This is a genomic window from Pantoea sp. Morm (assembly GCF_016643525.1).
In the GTDB taxonomy this organism is placed as follows: domain Bacteria; phylum Pseudomonadota; class Gammaproteobacteria; order Enterobacterales; family Enterobacteriaceae; genus Pantoea; species Pantoea dispersa.
In genome coordinates this window covers 64,369-83,862 of record NZ_VOQX01000006.1, presented here as the reverse complement: position 1 = coordinate 83,862, position 19,494 = coordinate 64,369, and the positions used below count along the sequence as shown (strand labels likewise).

Below are 19,494 nucleotides of genomic sequence, written 5' to 3'. Positions count from 1 at the left end.
CTCGCCGCCATTTTCCACCATCATGGAAAGCAGTACACAACAGGAAAGGAGAGATCATGCGCGTAGTGAGCCAGGATTTTAACGATGGCGATAAAATGCCCGAGCGCCACGTGTTTAACGGCATGGGTTACCAGGGCGATAATCTGTCGCCGCACCTGGCATGGGATGAAGTGCCGGCCGGCACCAAAAGCTTTGTGGTGACCTGCTACGATCCGGATGCCCCGACCGGCTCCGGCTGGTGGCACTGGGTGGTCGCCAATATTCCGGCTGAGGTGACCGTGCTGTCACAGGGCGCCGGTTCCGGCGTGGCGGAACTGCCGGAGGGTGCCATTCAGACGCGCACCGATTTCGGCCAGAACGGTTACGGTGGTGCAGCGCCGCCGCAGGGCGAATCGCATCGCTACATCTTTACGGTGCATGCGCTGGACGTGGAGAAAATTGAGGTGGACGAAGGTGCCAGCGGCGCGATGGTCGGCTTCAACGTGCACTTCCATGCGCTGGCCAGCGCGTCGATCACGGTGAAATACGCCTGATTGCATAAGGTGCGCATCGCTGCGCACCCTGGCAGAGGTCGCCGTAGATGGCGACCCTGCATGACCGAAGCGCGTTCCTCAGTCCAGCGCGTGAATCACTACCCACATCGGCCCCTGACCCACGGCGTAACGCGCCAGCGGTTGCAGCAGGCCACGATCGCCGATGCGATAGACTTCAATGTGATGCGATTTCTGCCCCGCCGCCACCAGATACTGACCGCTGCCATCAATGTTAAAGCCACGCGGCTGAGTTTCGGTCGGCTGATAACCTTCAATCGTCAGCACCGAGCCGTCCTCACTGATACTGAACACGGTCAGCGTGCTGCTGGTGCGGTCACAGGCATACAGGAAGCGACCGTCCGGGGTGATATGGATATCCGCTGCCCAGCGCGTATCGCTGAAGCCCGGTGGCATGATATCAAGACTCTGCACGCGCTCGACCTGGCCGTTAACATTGTTCAGCGCCCAGACGTCGACGGTGCTGTCCAGTTCGTTAACCACATAGCCATAGGCGCCGTTCGGGTGGAACGCCATATGACGCGGGCCGGCGCCTTCTACCGTGGTCACCTGCGGCTGCGCGCGCGGCGCCAGCGTGCCGTCCGCCTGCAGCTGATACAGGCAGATGCGATCCTGTTTCAGCGCCGGCACAAACAGGGTCTGGTTGCTGAGGTCGATATTCGCCGAATGGCAGCCATCCAGCCCGTTAATCACCTGCAGCGGCGCCTGCGGCAGGCCGTCGCTGCCAATCGGGCTGATGCTGACGCAGGCATCGTTATAGGAGCCGCAGAACAGATAGTTGCCCTGGCGGTCGGTAGAAATGTGAGTCGGGCTGCCCGGCAGCGGCGCTTCACCGGCCAGGCTCAACGTACCGTCGGCCGCAATGCGGTACGCCAGTACGCGAAAATTCGGACGCACGCCGACATAGAGAAAATCTTTCTTCGGGCTCACCACCATCGGCTGCACCTGGCCGGCCACATCCGTGACCTGCAATAACGTCAGTGCGCCATCTTCCTGCATCTGCCAGGCGTGGATCTGCTGGCTCTCGGGACTGGCGGTATACACGACTTGTTTCATGCGTTTTCCTTATTCGCTGCCTGATGAAAAACAGTAACTGTAGCGCGTTTCACCGCCGCGCGCTGGGCTGATTTGTGCCCTGCTTTTTGTCTCAGGGCCGCTGGCGGGTGTAGACTTAATGCTTTGCTAACTCCGGACGGAAAGTGTAATGAGCTACCGCGTAATCGCCCTTGACCTTGACGGCACCCTCCTGACCCCAAACAAAACCATCCTGCCAGAATCCCTTGAAGCCTTAGCCCGCGCGCAACAGGCTGGCGTTCAGGTGCTGATCGTCACCGGTCGCCATCACTGCGCGATTCACCCGTTTTATCAGGCGCTGCAGCTGACAACGCCCGCCATCTGCTGTAACGGCACGTACCTGTACGATTACCAGGCGCAACGGGTGCTGGCTGCCGATCCGCTGGAGAAAAGTCAGGCGGCGCGAGTGATTGAGATGCTCGATCAGGAGAATATTCACGGTCTGCTGTATGTCGATGATGCGATGCTGTACCAGGAAGCGACCGGCCATGTGACGCGCACCCTTAACTGGGCGCAGTCGCTGCCGGAAGCGCAGCGCCCGCTGTTTGTGCAGGTGCCGAGTCTGGCGCAGGCGGCGCACGACGCGCAGTCGATCTGGAAATTTGCCCTGTCGCATCCGGATACCCGCGCGCTGCAGCAGTTTGCCGAACGCACCGAACGCGAGCTGGGTCTGGCGTGTGAATGGTCGTGGCACGATCAGGTCGACATCGCCCAGGCCGGCAACAGCAAAGGCAAACGCCTGGCGCAGTGGGTGGCGAGTCAGGGTCTGAGCATGCAGGACGTGCTGGCGTTTGGCGACAATTACAACGATCTCAGCATGCTGGAGCAGGCCGGACTGGGCGTGGCGATGGGTAATGCCGATGACGCCATCAAAGCGCGCGCGCGCAAAGTGATCGGCACCAACCTTGAGCCGGGCATTGCGCAGGTGATCTACCAGGAAGTGCTGTAACGCCAGGCTGGTCGCGGCACAAGGCATCTGTAGGGTTGACCGGAAAAAAGCGCGAAAAAACGCGCTGATCCGCAGACCGGACGTACCGCGCTGTCGTCCGGTTTGTGTTACGCGGTAATCGACACGCTCTTGATCTGCGCATACAGCCACTGATCGGGCCGGATATTCAGCTCGTCGCGCGCCCACGGTGAAATGCGCGCCCACAGCTCGCTGACGCCGATGCGCAGCTTCACTTCGACCTGGTCGTCCAGCTCCAGCAGCTCCACCACCTGCGCCGGTAAAATATTGCGGATCGAGGTATTTTGCGGCGGCTGCAGCGCCAGCGACACGTCCGCCGAGGCGATACGGATGCGCAGTACGCTTTTCACCGGCTGATTCACCCGGCTGACCCAGATGTGCTGATCGCCAAGCGACAGCGCGGTCATCGGGTAATCCGGATGCTGCTCCAGCACCTGCACGCGCAGCACGCTGCTGCGCTCGGCCGCCGGCAGCCAGGGCCGCATCGCGCTGCTGCCCCACACTTTTTCCAGCGTGCCGAAGGCTTTGACGTTACCGTTATCCAGCACCAGCACCTGATTCGCCAGCTGGACAATCTCCTCCAGGCTGTGGCTCACGTACAGCAGCGGAATCTCCACCTGCTTCGCCAGCTTCTGCAAATAGGGCATCAGCTCGCGCTTGCGTGGCAGATCGAGCGACGCCAGCGGTTCGTCCATCAGCAGGATATCCGGCGCGCTCAGCAGCGCCCGGCCCATCGCCACGCGCTGCTTTTCACCCCCCGACAGCGAGGCCGGATAGCGATCCAGCAGCGCATCCAGTCCCAGCAGCGTCACCAGCGCCCCGAACTGCGCCTTCATTTTAGGCGCCATGCCATACTGCAGATTGCCGCGCACGCGATAATGGGGAAACAGGCGCGCATCCTGAAACACGTAGCCGATGCGGCGTTTTTCCGGCGGCAGATTGATGCCGCTGTCGCGGTCAAACAACAGACGATCGTTAAGCGCAATCTGGCCGCTCTGCGGCTGCGTCAGGCCGCTGATGGCATTGATTAATGAGGTTTTTCCTGCACCGGACACGCCAAAGATCGCGGTGATGCCGCTGGCCGGAATCTCCACATCGACGTTGAGCTGATGCTCACCGAGCTGTTGCGCAATGTTGATTTTCAGCATCAGACCGCTCCCAGCCGCTTGCGGCCCCAGCGCGCCAGCAGCTCCGAGGCCACCAGCGACAGCAGCGCCAGCGCAATCGCCACCGCGCACAGCCGCGCCGCAGTGCCTTCCGCGCCGGGCGTTTCAATCAGGGTAAACATGGCTGACGGGATGGTGCGGGTTTCGCCGGGAATATTGGAGACAAAAGTAATGGTGGCCCCAAACTCACCGAGCGAGCGGGCAAACGCCAGTACGGTGCCCACGATGATACCCGGAAAAGTCAGCGGCAGCGTGATGGTGAAAAACACCCGCCAGCGGCCCGCGCCTAAGGTCCGCGCCGCCTGCTCCAGCCGGCTGTCTACCGCTTCCAGTGCCAGACGAATGGCGCGCACCATCAGCGGAAACGCCATCACCGCGGAGGCCAGCACCGCACCGCGCCAGCTGAAGGCGAAGGTGATACCGAACCAGTCGTACAGCCAGCTGCCAATCAGGCCGCGCCGGCCCAGCGTCAGCAGCAACAAATAGCCCACCACCACCGGCGGCAGCACCAGCGGCAGGTGAATCAGGCTATCGAGCAGGGTTTTGCCGGGAAAGCGACAGCGCGCCAGAATCCAGGCCATCAGGATGCCAAACGGCAGGCTGCACAGCACCGCCACGCAGGAAACTTTCAGGCTGAGGAACACGGCCTGCCATTCGGGATCGCTCAGTATCATCTCTTCGGCGTAAATCCATACTGTTTAAACACGGCAGCGGCATCCGGCCCCTGCAGATAGTCATAGAAGGCCTGCACCGCTGCGTTCTGGTGATCGCTGACCACCGCCATCGGGTACTCTACGGGTTTGTGACTCGCTTCGGGGAAGCGTCCGACCACCTGCACCTTATCACTGGCTACCGCGTCGGAACCGTACACGATGCCATACGGCGTTTCGCGTCGCTCCACCAGCGCCAGCGCGGCACGCACGTTGTTAGCCGGTGCGAGCCGTGAAGCCAGCGTGTCCCACGCGCCCAGCTTTTGCAGCGCTTCTTTGGCATAAATGCCTGCCGGCACGTGATCCGGATCGCCCACCGCCAGGCGCTCGCCCTTAAGCAGGTTCTGCCATGGGGTCTGCGCATTGATGGTCACCGGCTGCGCGTTAGCGCTTTTTGCCGCCACCAGCACCAGATCATTGCCCAGCAGCGTGTAGCGCGTACTGCCGATCACGCTGTTTTTCGCCACCGCATCGTCCATCCACTGCTGATCGGCAGAGATAAACAGATCCGCCGGGGCGCCCTGCTCGATTTGCCGCGCAAGCGTCGACGAGGAAGCGAACGAGGATACCACTTCAACGCCGCTTTTTTGCTGATATTGCGTGGCAATCTGCTGCATCGCATTGGTCAGCGAGGCCGCAGCGAACACAGTAATTTTCTCCGCCGCCAGCGCCTGACCCGACAGCGACACGGTGACCACGGCTGCCGCCGCCCAGTGATAAAGCGTATTTTGCATAGAGAACTCCAGGTTACGTTATATAGTTGATAATACAACGCGAGCCTGAAAGCTGTCATGAGCTTTATATCGGCAAAAACGGCGGGAAGTTAAGGGCAAAACGCCCGCAGCGTGCGGGCGTTAAAAATCAGTGGTGTGAGCTATTGGCGGGACGATCGTCGCGGCGGCCAAATTTAGAGATGACGTTAAAGACTTCACCCAGGCCGTAAATCAGACCCAGCATAATCGCCATCACGATGGGCACCATGATGATGGCGACCGCCAGGCTTTTTAACAGTTCCAGCATGGAAACCTCGCGCAAAGAGTAAAAAAGTGATTGTAACGGCTGGAGAAAAAAAGGCACTGCCCTTTTCGTGCTTTTACTTTAGGCCTTACAATTGGCGCATTCACCTAAGGAGCTGACATGCAGGCAGAACTCTCTCTTCACATCCGTCTTCAGCAGAAACTGTTTGCCGATCCGCGCCGTATTGAGCTGCTCAGGCGCGTGCAGGAAACCGGCTCCATCAGCCAGGGCGCCAGACTGGCGGGCATCAGCTATAAAAGCGCCTGGGACGCCATCAATGAGATGAATCAGCTGGCGGATCAGACGCTGGTCGAACGCGCGACCGGCGGCAAAGGCGGCGGTGGTGCGCGGCTGACGCGCTACGGCGAGCGATTAATTCAGCTGTTTCAATTGATGGAGCAGATCCAGCAAAAAGCCTTTGACGTGCTGCAAAACGACAGCCTGCCGCTCGACAGCCTGCTGGCGGCGATCGCCCGCTTTTCCCTGCAAACCAGCGCGCGCAACCAGCTGTTTGGCACGGTGCAGGCGCGCGATCGTCAGCAGGTGCAGCAGCATGTTGAGGTACTGCTGAACGACGGCGTGATGCGCCTGCAGGTGGCCCTGACCGAACGCAGCGCGGAGCGGCTGCAGCTCGACAGCGGTAAAGAGGTGCTGGTGCTGATCAAAGCGCCGTGGATCCGCCTGACGCCTGACGCCGCAGAGGGCGATAATCAGCTGCCGGGCGTTGTCCACACCATCGAACCCGGCGAAACGCAGAGTGAAGTGCTGATTGCACTGGCAGGCGGTGAAATGCTGTGCGCCACCGTCCCCAGCCAGGCGCTTCGCCAGCATAATCTGCAGCCCGGCAGCGCCGTGACCGCCTGTTTTAATGCCGAACACGCCATCATCGCCACACTGCTCTGATCTGGCCGCCATGATTTGACTTCATTTCGCTGGCTCGCTACAACTGAGCGACTTGATGCAGAAAACGGAACAAATCATGGCCTCATTGCAAATTTCGCAAGGCATATTTCACCTGAGCGATAGCCTTACCCTGACCCTGCCGGACTTAACCCTGCACAGCGGCGAAAGCTGGGCCTTTGTCGGTGCCAACGGCAGCGGTAAATCTTCGCTGGCGCGCGCGCTGTCCGGCGAGCTGACGGCGGCCAAGGGCGAGCTGCGCCAGGATTTTCAGCGCCGCACCCGTCTGTCGCTGGAGCAGCTGCAACAGCTGGTGACGCAGGAGTGGGAGCGCAACAACACCGATCTGCTGAGTGAAGGCGAAGATGACACCGGCCGCACCGCGCTGGAGATCATTCAGGATGAAGTAAAGGATGAGGCGCGGGCGCAGGCGCTGGCCCAGCAGTTTGGCATCAGCGCTTTACTGACTCGCCGCTTCAAATACCTTTCTACCGGCGAAACGCGCAAAACGCTGCTGTGTCAGGCGCTGATGGCGCAGCCGGATTTGCTGATCCTCGACGAACCTTTTGATGGTCTGGATGTGGCATCGCGCGCCAGCCTTGCCGATACGCTGCATCAGCTGCATCGCGACGGCTACACCGTGGTACTGGTGCTGAACCGCTTTGACGATATCCCGGATTTTGTCCAGCAGGTCGGCGTGCTGGCGGAGTGCACGCTGACGCACGTGGGCGCGCGCCAGGCGATTCTCGCCGAAGCGCTGGTGGCGCAGCTGGCGCACAGCGAACGCCTGCAGGGCATGGCGCTGCCGGAGCCGGACCAGCCGGATCAGCTGCCGCAGCTGGCGGCAGATGCGCCGCGCGTTACCCTGCGCAACGGCGTGGTGTCGTATAACGATCACGCGGTGATCGACGGCCTGAACTGGCAGGTCAATCCCGGCGAGCACTGGCAGATCATCGGCCCCAACGGCGCGGGTAAATCGACCCTGCTTAGCCTGGTCACCGGCGATCATCCGCAGGGCTACAGCAATGATTTAACGTTGTTTGGTATTCGCCGCGGCAGCGGTGAAACCATCTGGGACATCAAGCAGCATATCGGTTACGTCAGCAGCAGCCTGCATCTGGATTACCGCGTCAGCTGTAACGTGCGTACGGTGATCCTCTCAGGCTTTTTTGATTCGATCGGTCTGTATCAGGCGGTATCGGATCGGCAGAAAGCGCTGGCGCGCCAGTGGCTGGCGCTGCTCGGCATGGACAATGCGCTGGCCGATGCGCCGTTTCATAGCCTGTCGTGGGGCCAGCAGCGGCTGGTGCTGATTGCGCGCGCGCTGGTGAAGCACCCGACGCTGTTAATCCTGGATGAGCCACTGCAGGGGCTCGATCCCATTAACCGCCAGCTGGTGCGCCGCTTTGTTGATGTGCTGATCGGCGAAGGCCGTACTCAGCTGATGTTTGTGTCCCACCACGCCGAAGACGCGCCGCAGTGCATCACCCACCGCCTGAGTTTTGTAAAACAGGGCGCGGGCTATGTCTATCAGCAGGAGGCGTTGCGTTAGTTTTCACTCATGAGCGGGTCGCCATCCATGGCGGCCCGGCGATAACAGTACGCACCTGACAGATTTCTTCCCCTAAAAATGTAACCGCTACCACTAGCCTGCCGCATTATTCAGCAAACGCTGCGCATAAACCCACAAAATGAGAATCGTCACCTTGTGTAAACGATACCATTTATCCAGACTGGATCACGCTTTCAGCGCCACCGTTATGCTACGTTGAAGGCAGTGATTTTCTTCTGTTTGCCGATTACCAGGACTTGTTATGCAAAAATTTAACCCGGTCGATCATCCGCATCGCCGCTATAACCCGTTGATCGATCAATGGGTGCTGGTGTCACCGCATCGCGCCAAACGTCCGTGGCAGGGTGCGCAGGAGACGCCGGCGCTGGAGCAACTGCCCGCACACGATCCGGACTGCTTCCTGTGCGCCGGTAATACCCGCATCACCGGCGACAAAAATCCCGACTACAAAAGCACTTACGTATTCACCAATGACTTCGCCGCGCTGATGACCGATACGCCGGACGCGCCGCAGAGCGATGATGTGCTGATGCGCTGTGAAGGCGCGCGCGGTACCAGCCGGGTGATCTGCTTCTCACCGGATCACAGCAAAACCCTGCCCGAACTGCCGCTGCACAACCTGCAGGATATCGTGCGCACCTGGCAGGAGCAGACCGCCGAACTCGGCCAGCACTATCCGTGGGTGCAGGTATTTGAGAACAAAGGCGCAGCCATGGGCTGCTCGAATCCGCATCCGCACGGTCAGGTGTGGGCCAACAGTTTTCTGCCGAATGAAGCGCAAAAAGAGGATGACAACCAGCGCCGCTACTTTGCTGATAAAGGTACGCCGCTGCTGGTGGATTACGTAGCGCGCGAACTGCAGGACGGCAGCCGTACCGTGGTCGAAACCGAACACTGGCTGGCGGTGGTGCCGTGGTGGGCGGCCTGGCCGTTTGAAACCCTGCTGCTGCCTAAAACGCACGTGAAACGTATTACCGATCTTAACGAGGCGCAGCGCACCGATCTGGCGCTGGCGCTCAAGCAGCTCACCAGCCGTTACGACAATCTGTTCCAGTGCTCGTTCCCCTATTCGATGGGCTGGCACGGCGCGCCGTTTAACGGCGAAGCCAACGATCACTGGCAGCTGCACGCGCACTTCTATCCCCCGCTGCTGCGCTCCGCGACGGTACGAAAATTTATGGTTGGCTACGAGATGCTGGCCGAGACCCAACGTGATTTAACGGCGGAACAGGCAGCAGAACGTCTGCGCTCTGTCAGCGCTATCCATTTCCGCGAGGAACAATAAATGTCTTTAAAATCGATCACTCAACAGGTTTTCGCTGACACCTTCGGCTACGCGCCGAGCCACAGCATTCAGGCACCGGGCCGGGTGAACCTGATCGGCGAGCATACCGATTACAACGACGGCTTCGTGCTGCCCTGCGCCATTGACTATCAGACCGTGATTGCCTGCGCCCGCCGCGACGATCGCCAGGTGCGCGTGGTGGCGGTGGATTACGACAATCAGCAGGATAGCTTCTCGCTGGATGCGCCGATTGAGCCGCTCAGCGAACCGATGTGGGCCAATTACGTGCGCGGCGTGGTGAAACATCTGCAGCAGCGCGACGCCAGCTTTGGCGGCGTGGATATGGTGATCAGCGGCAACGTGCCGCAGGGTGCCGGTCTCAGCTCGTCCGCCTCGCTGGAAGTGGCGGTGGGCACCGTGTTCCAGCAGCTGTATCAGCTGAAGCTCGACGGCGCAGCGATTGCCGTTAACGGGCAGGAAGCGGAAAACCAGTTTGTTGGCTGCAACTGCGGCATCATGGATCAGCTGATTTCAGCGCTCGGCCAGCAGGATCACGCCATGCTGCTGGACTGCCGCACGCTGGGTACGCGCGCCGTATCCATGCCGGAGGATGTCGCGGTGGTGATCATCAACTCGAACTTCCGTCGTAATCTGGTGGGCAGCGAATACAATACCCGCCGCGAGCAATGCGAAACCGGTGCGCGCTTCTTCAACAAAAAGGCGCTGCGCGACGTGACGCTGGAGGAGTTTGCGGCGGCAGAACAGCAGCTCGATCCGCTGGTGGCCAAACGCGTGCGTCACGTGATCACCGAAAATGCCCGGACGCTGGAAGCGGCGGACGCGCTGAGCAGCGGCGATCTGCAACGCATGGGTGAGCTGATGGCCGCCTCGCACGCCTCAATGCGCGACGATTTTGAGATCACCGTGCCGCCCATCGATCAGCTGGTGGAGATTGTTAAAGCGGAAATCGGCCCGCGCGGCGGCGTGCGTATGACCGGCGGCGGCTTCGGCGGCTGTATTGTCGCCCTGATGCCAACCGATCTGGTCGATCAGGTGAAAGCGGCGGTGGCGCAGCAGTACGAAGCGCAGACCGGCATCAAAGAGACCTTTTACGTGTGCAAAGCCTCAGCAGGAGCCGGCCAATGGTAAGCGACGTCAACTCTCATGCGCCGGACGGCCAGCCGTGGCGCATCACCGTGCTGCGCAACCGCAACGGCATGGTCGCCACCTTTATGGACTGGGGCGCCACCTGGCTGTCGGCGCGCGTGCCGATGCAGGACGGCAGCGTGCGCGAAGCGCTGCTCGGCTGCGCCACGCCGTCCGACTATCTGCATCAGGATGCTTATCTCGGTGCCACCATCGGGCGTTACGCGAACCGCATCGCCTTCGCTGAGCTGAAGCCGCTTAACCGGCTGCTGGCGGCCAATCAGGGTCCGCACCAGCTGCATGGCGGGCCGCAGGGTTTCGACAAGCGCCGCTGGCAGATCCTCAGCCAGAGCGACAGCGAAGTGCACTATCGTCTTGATTCGCCGGACGGCGACCAGGGCTACCCCGGCAATCTGATTGCCGATGTGATTTATCAGCTCGATGACGATAACTGCCTGTCGATTCGCTATGAAGCGCAGACCGATCAGGCCTGTCCGGTCAACCTGACCAACCATGCTTACTTCAACCTTGATGCGCATCATGGCGACGCGCGCCAGCATCGCTTACAACTGCAGGCCGATCGTTATCTGCCGGTGGACAGCGCAGGCATTCCCAATGCGCCGCTGAAAGTGGTAGACGGTACCAGCTTTGATTTCCGCCAGCCGAAACGCGTGGCGGACGAGTTCCTGGCCGACGACGATCAGCGCGCGGTGAAAGGTTACGATCACGCGTTTCTGCTCACCACCGCCGGTGACAGCAGCCAGCCTGCTGCGCAGCTGTGGTCAGCGGACGACAAACTTAGCGTGAGCGTGTTCACCGCCGCGCCGGCGCTGCAGTTCTACTCCGGCAACTATCTGGAGGGAACGCGCGCCCGTGAACAGGGCAGCTATACTGCTTTCCAGGGCATCGCTCTGGAGAGTGCGTTTTTACCGGATTCGCCCAACCATAGCGAGTGGCCGCAGCCTGATTGCTGGCTGCAGCCCGGCGACACATGGCACTCCGTGACGCGTTATCGCTTCACCCCGCACTAAGCGCCGGTTGAAAAACGCGCACTGCGGTGCCGACAGGCTTACGCCGTGCGCTGTTTTCCGCTATGGTATGGCGCTATCAGTGTGCCGCTAAAATCAGCGGCCGCAGCCGGTTTCTATCATCATCGAAACATTAAGCATTAAGGAGTAAAGCTATGGCCGTAACTAAGCTGGTTCTGGTGCGCCACGGCGAAAGCCAGTGGAATCAGGAAAACCGCTTCACCGGATGGTACGACGTGGATCTGTCCGACAAGGGTCGCACCGAAGCCAAAGCAGCCGGTCAGCTGCTGAAAAAAGAAGGTTTCGTGTTTGATTTTGCCTACACCTCAGTGCTGAAGCGTGCTATCCACACTCTGTGGAACGTGCTGGATGAGCTGGATCAGGCCTGGCTGCCGGTCGAAAAAACCTGGCGTCTGAACGAGCGTCACTACGGTGCGCTGCAGGGTCTGGACAAAGCGGAAACCGCCGCCAAATACGGCGACGATCAGGTGAAACAGTGGCGCCGCGGCTTCGCCGTTACGCCGCCAGAGCTGGATCGTAACGACGAGCGTTTCCCGGGCCACGACCCGCGCTACAAATCCCTGACCGACGCGCAACTGCCGACCACCGAAAGCCTGGCACTGACCATCGATCGCGTGATCCCATTCTGGAACGAAAGTATTCTGCCGCGCATTAAGAGCGGTGAGAAAGTGATCGTTGCCGCGCACGGTAACTCACTGCGCGCGCTGGTGAAATACCTCGATAACATGAGCGAAGATGAGATCCTCGAACTGAACATCCCAACCGGCGTACCGCTGGTGTATGAGTTCGACGAGAACTTCAAGCCAATCAAACATTACTATCTGGGTGATGCCGACGAGATCGCAGCGAAAGCCGCCGCCGTTGCTAACCAGGGTAAAGCGAAGTAAGTTCACGCTGAAACGCAAAAGGCCAGACGCGAGTCTGGCCTTTTTTTATGCCGTGCGCTGCCGTTAGCCGCGACGGGTTTTGATCGCCTGCGCCAGCTGACGCAGCGCTTTTTCCGTGTCGTCCCAGCCAATACAGGCGTCGGTGACGCTCTGGCCGTACACCAGCGGTTTGCCGCTGTCGAGGCTCTGGTTGCCTTCCACCAGGTGGCTCTCAATCATCACGCCGGTAATCGCCTGCTCGCCGCCGGCGATCTGCTGTGCCACGTCTGCGGCCACCACCATCTGACGCTGGAACTGCTTGCTGCTGTTGGCGTGGCTGAAGTCGATCATCACCTGTGGACGCAGGCCCGCTTTTTCCAGCCCGGTTTTCACCGCCGCAACGTGTTCCGCACTGTAGTTCGGCTCTTTGCCGCCGCGCAGAATGATGTGGCAATCTTCATTACCGCTGGTTTCGACAATCGCCGAATGACCATATTTGGTGACCGACAGGAAACAGTGCGGCGCGCTGGCAGCGCCGATGGCATCGATCGCCACTTTGATGGTGCCGTCAGTGCCGTTTTTGAAGCCGACCGGGCAGGAAAGCCCGGAGGAGAGCTCGCGGTGCACCTGCGACTCGGTGGTGCGCGCACCAATCGCGCCCCAGCTCATCAAATCCGCCATGTATTGCGGCGTGATCATGTCGAGGAACTCACCGGCAGCCGGCAGTCCGGTGTCGTTGATATCCACCAGCAGCTTACGCGCCAGGCGCAGGCCGTCGTTAATCTGGAAGCTACCGTCCATGTAAGGATCGTTGATCAGCCCTTTCCAGCCCACCGTGGTACGCGGTTTTTCAAAGTACACGCGCATCACCACTTCCAGCTCACCCTTCAGCTCCTCGCGCAACGTCAGCAGGCGAGCGGCATACTCTTTGGCTGCCTGCGTATCGTGGATGGAGCATGGCCCAATCACCACCAGCAGGCGGTCATCTTCACCGTGCAGAATGCGGTGAATGGCCTGGCGGGCCTGGGCAACGGTTTGAGCAGCGTTATCGGTGGCGGGGAATTTTTCCAGCAGCGCAACAGGGGGCAGTAACTCTTTGATCTCTCTGATGCGTAAATCGTCGTTCTGGTAATCCATACTTATTCCATTCAAATTTCTGGCCCTGCGTACGCCGGGCGCAACCCGTCCAATGTATCCCTTCAGGCACCAGGTGTAAATTATGTCCTGTGCGCCAATGGCTCGCTCAGATTTGCATTTATTCGTTTATGAACTAAGCTTTTTAAACGTAAGCACTGAGGAATGAGGTGCTTTCGCTATTTATATTCATGCCGAACACTCATGACGGAATTAAATTCCGTCGCGGCACGCTTTTTTCGTCAAACAGCACCAGCGGGTGTCACGCGGCAACTATCCATTTATTACAGGAGCATAATGATGAATAAGTTTGCATTGATTTTTCTGACGGCAGCGATGACTTTGGGCAGCGGCGCAGCACTGGCTGCGGATAACAACAACGGCCAGGCGAATGCGTCAGCAGAAGCCGGCGCAGCCGCGGGCGGCGCGAAAGAGAATCTGCCGCCAAATAATGTCGACAATAGCAACATTAATAATGGCAGCATGAACACCAACGGTGCCGCGACTTCTGGTACCACCTCTGGCAATATGTCGGCCAGCCAGGAACACAAAAATACCATGTGTAAAGATGGTCGCTGCCCGGATATGAACAAGAAAGTTGAAACTAAGGAAGGCGGTGGTCACGTTAAACATAAAACTGACGGCACCACGCAGTAAGCCACGCGGATCGTGATGCAGGGCGAGCTTAGGCTCGCCCTGTTGTTTTTCCCCTGCCCTATTTCCGCTATGCTAACGCTATGAAATTCACAGGAACTGTTTCATGGCCGCGCTGCTGCTTATCGATGATCACCCTTTAGTTGAAGTCGCGCTGGAAGCGGCCTGCCTCAACGCCCCTATTCCATTACAGCTCTACGCCGCCGGTGACGAAGCCCAGGCGCGCCAGCTGCTGCAACAGCATCATATTGACCTGATTGTACTGGATATCGGCCTGCCGGATAGCGATGGTCTGGAGCTGCTGCGCCGTCTGCGTGCGCGCCATCCGCAGTGTCCGGTGCTGATTTACTCGGCCCAGCAGAGCCGCCACACGCTGCTCAGCGCCGCCTCGCTCGGCGCGGCCGGCTATGTGGTGAAGAGTCAAAGCATGGCGCAGTTGCTGAGCGCGATTCTGGCGGTGCTGGGCGGCCAGCAGGCGTTTCCGCCGCTGCCGGAGCGCATTGCGCTACCGCTCACCGAGAAAGAGCAGCAGATTGTGGCGCTGCTGGTACGCGGGCTGTCGAATATCCAGATTGGCGAACAGCTGCACATCAGCAATAAAACCGTCAGCACCCACAAGAAAAATATCCTCGAGAAGACCGGCGTGCAGTCGGTGGTCGAGCTGGCAGAACTGTGGAAAGCGCAGCAGTGAAATGCTGGCTGCTGCTGTTCGCGCTGTTTTTCAGTCTGCTGGCGCGCGCCGGATTGCAGCCCGCCAGCAGCGTGATGCTGCCCGCCATGATGCCCGCGCCGCACGCCGAGCCGTGGCCGGGAGCGGTGCTGCGCGTGGCAGTGCCGGCGCAAAACAGCGCGCCCTGGGCGATGCGCATCGGCGATCGCATCTGGGGCATTGATGCCGACTATCTCAGCGCCCTCAGCCAGCTGAGCGGCAGCACATTCAGCCTGCACGGTTACCCTGACTTTGCCGCCCAGCTGGCGGCGCTGCAGCGTGGCGACGTGGATATGGTGCTGAGCACCCGCCAGCGCGATCTGCCCGCCGACGTACTGACCAGCGAGAGCTGGTTCACCAGTCCGATGCGCATCTACCGCAATCGTGACAATCAGCGCGCGGTGATGTTCAACAGTGATAACGCTCAGTTGACCATCGCCGCCGACACGCTGGCGCAGCTGCCGCAAACCTTTGCACATCGCCACCGCTGGCAGACGCTGCCCGGCAATTTACAGGCGCTGTATGCGCTGCTGAACCAGCAGAGTGACTATCTGGTGGCCGATGAAGCCAGCGCCGGTTTTCTGCTCAGCCAGCTGCAGCAGGGACAGATTTATCAAATCACCGCCGATCCCGGTGCCGGCGAGCTGTCGCTGCGCGCGCTGACGCGCGATCCGGCGCTGATTGCCTGGCTCAACCGCCAGCTGCGTTTGCTGCCAGCGGAGTTCAGCAATCGCGTGCAGCAGCGCTGGAGTCCGCCGCTGCTGCGCTATCAGGATACGCAGACCCTGATGCTGACGGGCGAAGAGAAACAGTGGCTGGCGCAGCAGGATGCCATCCCTTATGCCGCCGAGAGCGATAACGCACCATGGAGCTATCGCGATGCCAGCGGCAACGCGCGCGGCTTCGGTATTGACCTGCTTAACGCGCTGAGCCAGAGCACCGGCCTGCGTTTCACGCCGCGCTGGGTTAATAATCCGCAGCAGGCCGCCAGTCTGTTACAGCAGCAGCAGGTGATGCTCAACCTGTTACAGCCACTGTACGGGGACGATGCTAACCGCACCGCGCTGCCAGTGTGGCGCGCCATCTGGGGCATTTACACGCTGTCCGACAGGCAGCCGATGGGCTGGTCCGCGCTGCACGCTCAGCGCGTCGGCGTGCTGCGGGGCGATCTGGCGCAGCGTCTGCTTCCGGCTGAGATCGCGCCCCAGCTGTTCGACGATCGCGCCCAGCTGTGGCAGGCCCTCAACACTGGCCAGATTGATGCAGTGGTGGATAACGTGCTGTCGGCGCGCTGGCGCATGGCCAGCCATGAGGGCAACCGCGTGCATCTCGCGTTTGTGGCCAGCGATATCGCCTGGCCGCTGGCGCCGCAGGTGAGCGCACAGCAGCCACAGCTGAGCGCCCTGCTCGACCATGCGCTGCAGCAGATTCCGGCAGATACGCTGAACCAGATGCGCGTCAGCTGGTCGCAGCCGCCGCAGCCCGGCACCACCATGACGATGCGCAATGTGCCGCTGCTGATTTTGATTGCGGCCGCCGTAATCATCCTGCTGTTGCTGGTATTGCTGCTGCGCCGCTATCTGCAGCAGCGGCGTGAGCGGTTACAGCGCGAGCAGGCGGAGCGTGCCAACGCCGCTAAAAGCCAGTTTCTCGCCACCGCCAGCCACGAGCTGCGCACGCCGATGCAGGCGATTCTGGGTCTGCTGGAGCTGGAGCAGCAGCAGCATCCGAGCGCGCGGCTCGATCTGATGCACAGCAGCGCCCGGTCGCTGATGACGCTGCTGAACGACCTGCAGGATCATGCGCGCATCGAGAATCACAGCTTCCGCCTGACGCCGCGCCCGCTCGATCTCACGCTATGGCTACAGCAGCAACAGCAGTTTTATCACCCGCTGATGCGCGATGGCGGGCCACAGCTGCACGTGGCGGCGCTGACCCCGCTGCCGGCCAGCGTGATGCTCGACAGCGATCGCCTGCAGCAGGTGGTGAACAATCTGGTGGCCAATGCGCTGAAATTTACCCGCCACGGCGAAATCCGCCTGACGCTGGCGGTCACCGGGGATATCGCGCTGACGGTGAGCGACAGCGGCAGCGGCATTCCGCTCAGCGAGCAGGCGCAGCTGTTTGAACCGTGGTATCAGGCGCCGTCGGGCAAGCGCCATGCGGTGCAGGGCAGCGGCCTCGGGCTGTTTATCTGTCGCGAGATTGTACAGCGCATGGGCGGCACGCTGTCGCTGCACTCCGCACCGCAGCAGGGCACCACGGTGAGCGTGCGCCTGCCGCTGGAACCCTGTGCGGCGTCGGCGGCGGATGACGCCACGCACTGGCCGCACTATCCGCAGCTGCGCGTGGCGATTGTCGACGATCACCCGACCAATCTGCTGGTGATGCAGCAGCAGCTGGCGAGCTTTGGCATTGCTGCGGCGGTATTTGAGGATGGCCGCGAACTGCTGCGGGCCGATGCGCAGCAGCCGTTTGATGTGCTGTTTATCGACCAGATGATGCCACGCCCGGATGGCCTGACGCTGCTGCGCATCCTGCGCCGTCGTCAGCGCCAGCGCGTGCAGCCTGCGCTGCGCATACTGTGCTCCGCCGACGTACAGCTGCTGAAATTGCCGCTGCAGGCGCACGAAGCGCAGCTGGTCAAGCCGGTGACTCTGCGGGATATTGCCCCGCTGCTGGCGCAGGCGGTGCGCGATCCGCTGCAGGTGCTGCCGGACAGCCTGCAGATTCTGGCGCAGCACAATCCGGCTTTCATCCCGCGTATTTGCCACACCCTGCAGCGTACGCTGCAGCAGGATCGTGATGCGCTGCTACAGGCCAGCGCGGCCGCAGACTGGCCCCAGCTGGCGCGCGCGGCGCACCGCCTGAAAGGCAGCTGGCTGATGCTCGGCATTGACGACGTGGCCGCCCGCTGCCAGCAGCTGGCCGACGCGGCAAAACAGCATCAGCCTGACCCTGATAATCTCAATTTACTGATATCATTAACGAACAGGCTACTTAACCAACTGGAACGTTATGGCACACACTCATTCTCACAGTGAGCACGGCGGCAACCGCACGCGTCTCGCCGCCGCGTTTGGCGTCACCGCGCTGTTTATGGTTGCCGAGGTCATCGGCGGGCTGGTGTCCGGTTCGCTGGCGCTGCTGGCCGATGCCGGACATATGCTCACCGACGCCGCCGCGCTGCTGATGGCGCTGCTGGCCGTGCAGTTCGCCCGGCGCAAACCGAATGCGCGTCACACTTTTGGCTTACTGCGTCTGACCACGCTGGCAGCGTTTGTGAACGCCATCGCGCTGCTGGTGATTACCGTCCTGATCGTCTGGGAAGCGCTGCGCCGTTTTTACCAGCCCGAGCCGATTGAAGGCGGGCTGATGCTCGGCATCGCCATTGCCGGCCTGCTGGCGAATCTGCTGTCATTCTGGCTGCTGCACCGCGGCAGCGAAGAGAAGAATCTCAACGTGCGTGCTGCCGCGCTGCACGTGCTGGGCGATCTGCTGGGTTCGGTGGGCGCAATCGTGGCGGCGGTGATCATCATGCTGACCGGCTGGACGCCGATCGATCCGATTCTGTCGCTGCTGGTGGCGTTGCTGGTGGTGCGCAGCGGCTGGGCGCTGCTGCGTGAGAGCCTGCACGAGCTGCTGGAAGGCGCACCGACGCATATCGACGTGGGTAAGCTGGCGCGGGCGCTGACGCGTCACATTGATGAAGTGCGCAATGTGCATCATGTGCATGTGTGGCAGGTGGGCGAAAAGCCGGTGCTGACGCTGCACGTACAGGTGATTCCGCCGTACGATCACGACGGCCTGCTGCGACGCATTCATCAGTATCTGCACCAGCATTATCAGATTGCCCATGCCACGGTGCAGATGGAGTATCAGCCCTGCGTCGGCCCGGACTGCGAGTTATGCGAGGAGAGCGGCTCGCAGCACGAGCACGCAGCGCTGGAAGGCCACGCGCATCATCACCACTAATGGGACAGCGCGCGCGAACCCTGTTCCCGTGCGCTCTGCATCCACAGGCGCGTGCCGTTCAGCGCGATCAGCGTCAGGATGGCGTACTCCAGCGCCATGGCATACACGCCCTGACGCGCAAAGATCATCACGCTGATAACGTTGATCACCACCCACAGCAGCCAGTTCTCGACGTATTTGCGCGTCATCAGGATCATCGCCACAATCGACAGCACCATCATGCAGGAATCCCAGAACGGGAAGGCATCCGGCTGCAGTTGCGGCATCACCACGTTAAGGCCGAGCGACTGCATCAGACCCACCGCGGTGCGCGTGAGGAAAGCGAATACCGGGTCGATATAGCGCGTCATCAGCGCAATGGCGATCACGCAGGCGGCGCCCCAGCCGATGGCTTTCGGCAGCGGCAGCCAGCGGATTTTCAGCGCCGCTTCATGGCTGCTGGTCTGCCGGCTCCACGCGTACCAGCCGTACACATTGGCAACAAAGAAGAACAGCTGCAGCAGCAGGCTGGCATACAGCTGAATCTGAAAGAAAATCACCGCAAACAGCGTGACGTTAATCAGACCAAACAGGTAGTTGATAATTTTTTCCTGGCTGGCGAGCCAGATACACAGCAGGCCGGCCAGCGTACCGATCGCCTCAATCCATGACAGATCGTAGCCGCCGACGCCAATCGGAATATGAACCAGAATATTGTGTGTGCTAAAGAAGTCCATCA

General features: G+C 60.8%; 19 protein-coding genes. 12 read left to right on the top strand and 7 right to left on the bottom strand.

Translation table 11 applies throughout. The features are described from left to right. Positions 1–56 precede the first annotated feature (56 nt). A complete protein-coding gene (locus FT726_RS03855) occupies positions 57–533 on the top strand; it encodes a kinase inhibitor (RefSeq protein ID WP_021508505.1) in 477 nt (158 codons plus the stop codon). Between the two features lie 78 nt (positions 534–611). On the opposite strand, the gene pgl is transcribed toward FT726_RS03855, so the two are convergent. After that, the gene (gene pgl / locus FT726_RS03850) at positions 612–1,607 is read right to left on the bottom strand and encodes a 6-phosphogluconolactonase (RefSeq protein WP_288422765.1); all 996 of its coding nucleotides are present in this window, start codon (positions 1,605–1,607) and stop codon (positions 612–614) included. A 148-nt stretch (positions 1,608–1,755) separates the two neighbouring features. On the opposite strand from pgl, the gene FT726_RS03845 reads away from it, so the two are divergent. Continuing rightward, positions 1,756–2,574 carry a pyridoxal phosphatase gene (locus FT726_RS03845; protein ID WP_058757854.1) on the top strand — a complete coding sequence of 273 codons (819 nt, stop codon included), beginning with the start codon at positions 1,756–1,758 and terminating at the stop codon, positions 2,572–2,574. A 107-nt stretch (positions 2,575–2,681) separates the two neighbouring features. On the opposite strand, the gene modC is transcribed toward FT726_RS03845, so the two are convergent. The 4 genes from modC to FT726_RS03825 form a co-directional block, all read right to left on the bottom strand. After that, a complete protein-coding gene (modC, locus tag FT726_RS03840) occupies positions 2,682–3,740 on the bottom strand; it encodes a molybdenum ABC transporter ATP-binding protein ModC (protein ID WP_150058428.1) in 1,059 nt (352 codons plus the stop codon). Continuing rightward, the gene (gene modB / locus FT726_RS03835; protein WP_288422766.1) at positions 3,740–4,432 is read right to left on the bottom strand and encodes a molybdate ABC transporter permease subunit; all 693 of its coding nucleotides are present in this window, start codon (positions 4,430–4,432) and stop codon (positions 3,740–3,742) included. The genes modC and modB overlap by 1 nt, the downstream gene beginning before the upstream one ends. After that, positions 4,429–5,202: a molybdate ABC transporter substrate-binding protein gene (modA, locus tag FT726_RS03830; RefSeq protein WP_021508510.1), complete on the bottom strand. Its 774-nt coding sequence runs from the start codon at positions 5,200–5,202 to the stop codon at positions 4,429–4,431. Before modA ends, modB begins: the two co-directional genes overlap by 4 nt. A 127-nt stretch (positions 5,203–5,329) precedes the next feature. Then, positions 5,330–5,488 (bottom strand): AcrZ family multidrug efflux pump-associated protein, encoded by a 159-nt coding sequence (locus FT726_RS03825; RefSeq protein WP_021508511.1) that lies wholly within the window; start codon positions 5,486–5,488, stop codon positions 5,330–5,332. Positions 5,489–5,605: 117 nt separating this feature from the next. Here FT726_RS03825 and modE point away from each other — a divergent pair, with 117 nt between their 5' ends. The 6 genes from modE (at position 5,606) to gpmA (ending at position 12,325) form a co-directional block, all read left to right on the top strand. Continuing rightward, entirely contained in the window at positions 5,606–6,388 is a 783-nt protein-coding gene (gene modE / locus FT726_RS03820; protein ID WP_282996504.1) for a molybdenum-dependent transcriptional regulator, read from the top strand. Positions 6,389–6,464: 76 nt separating this feature from the next. After that, positions 6,465–7,937, top strand: a complete 1,473-nt coding sequence (gene modF, locus FT726_RS03815; protein WP_346302413.1) for a molybdate ABC transporter ATP-binding protein ModF — start codon at positions 6,465–6,467, stop codon at positions 7,935–7,937. Positions 7,938–8,199: 262 nt separating this feature from the next. Continuing rightward, a complete protein-coding gene (galT, locus tag FT726_RS03810; protein WP_058769460.1) occupies positions 8,200–9,243 on the top strand; it encodes a galactose-1-phosphate uridylyltransferase in 1,044 nt (347 codons plus the stop codon). Beyond that, positions 9,244–10,392 (top strand): galactokinase, encoded by a 1,149-nt coding sequence (galK, locus tag FT726_RS03805; protein ID WP_058781271.1) that lies wholly within the window; start codon positions 9,244–9,246, stop codon positions 10,390–10,392. It begins immediately after the preceding gene. Continuing rightward, complete coding sequence (gene galM / locus FT726_RS03800; RefSeq protein ID WP_346302412.1) at positions 10,386–11,420, top strand: galactose-1-epimerase; 1,035 nt, start codon at positions 10,386–10,388, stop codon at positions 11,418–11,420. Before galK ends, galM begins: the two co-directional genes overlap by 7 nt. Before the next feature lie 152 nt (positions 11,421–11,572). Continuing rightward, positions 11,573–12,325 (top strand): 2,3-diphosphoglycerate-dependent phosphoglycerate mutase, encoded by a 753-nt coding sequence (gene gpmA / locus FT726_RS03795; protein ID WP_010616013.1) that lies wholly within the window; start codon positions 11,573–11,575, stop codon positions 12,323–12,325. A gap of 63 nt (positions 12,326–12,388) precedes the next feature. On the opposite strand, the gene aroG is transcribed toward gpmA, so the two are convergent. Further along, a complete protein-coding gene (gene aroG / locus FT726_RS03790) occupies positions 12,389–13,441 on the bottom strand; it encodes a 3-deoxy-7-phosphoheptulonate synthase AroG (protein ID WP_021508517.1) in 1,053 nt (350 codons plus the stop codon). Positions 13,442–13,735: 294 nt separating this feature from the next. On the opposite strand from aroG, the gene FT726_RS03785 reads away from it, so the two are divergent. From FT726_RS03785 to zitB, 4 genes are all read left to right on the top strand, one after another. Further along, entirely contained in the window at positions 13,736–14,095 is a 360-nt protein-coding gene (locus FT726_RS03785) for a YbgS-like family protein (RefSeq protein WP_058757861.1), read from the top strand. A gap of 103 nt (positions 14,096–14,198) precedes the next feature. Further along, positions 14,199–14,783: a response regulator transcription factor gene (locus tag FT726_RS03780; RefSeq protein ID WP_021508519.1), complete on the top strand. Its 585-nt coding sequence runs from the start codon at positions 14,199–14,201 to the stop codon at positions 14,781–14,783. Then, entirely contained in the window at positions 14,765–17,845 is a 3,081-nt protein-coding gene (locus FT726_RS03775) for an ATP-binding protein (RefSeq protein ID WP_346302411.1), read from the top strand. Before FT726_RS03780 ends, FT726_RS03775 begins: the two co-directional genes overlap by 19 nt. Next, the gene (gene zitB, locus FT726_RS03770) at positions 17,820–18,776 is read left to right on the top strand and encodes a CDF family zinc transporter ZitB (RefSeq protein WP_346302410.1); all 957 of its coding nucleotides are present in this window, start codon (positions 17,820–17,822) and stop codon (positions 18,774–18,776) included. The genes FT726_RS03775 and zitB overlap by 26 nt, the downstream gene beginning before the upstream one ends. On the opposite strand, the gene pnuC is transcribed toward zitB, so the two are convergent. After that, on the bottom strand, positions 18,773–19,492 hold the full coding sequence (pnuC, locus tag FT726_RS03765; RefSeq protein ID WP_021508522.1) for a nicotinamide riboside transporter PnuC: 720 nt from the start codon (positions 19,490–19,492) through the stop codon (positions 18,773–18,775). The two genes, zitB and pnuC, sit on opposite strands and share 4 nt — an antisense overlap. Between the last annotated feature and the right edge of the window lie 2 nt (positions 19,493–19,494).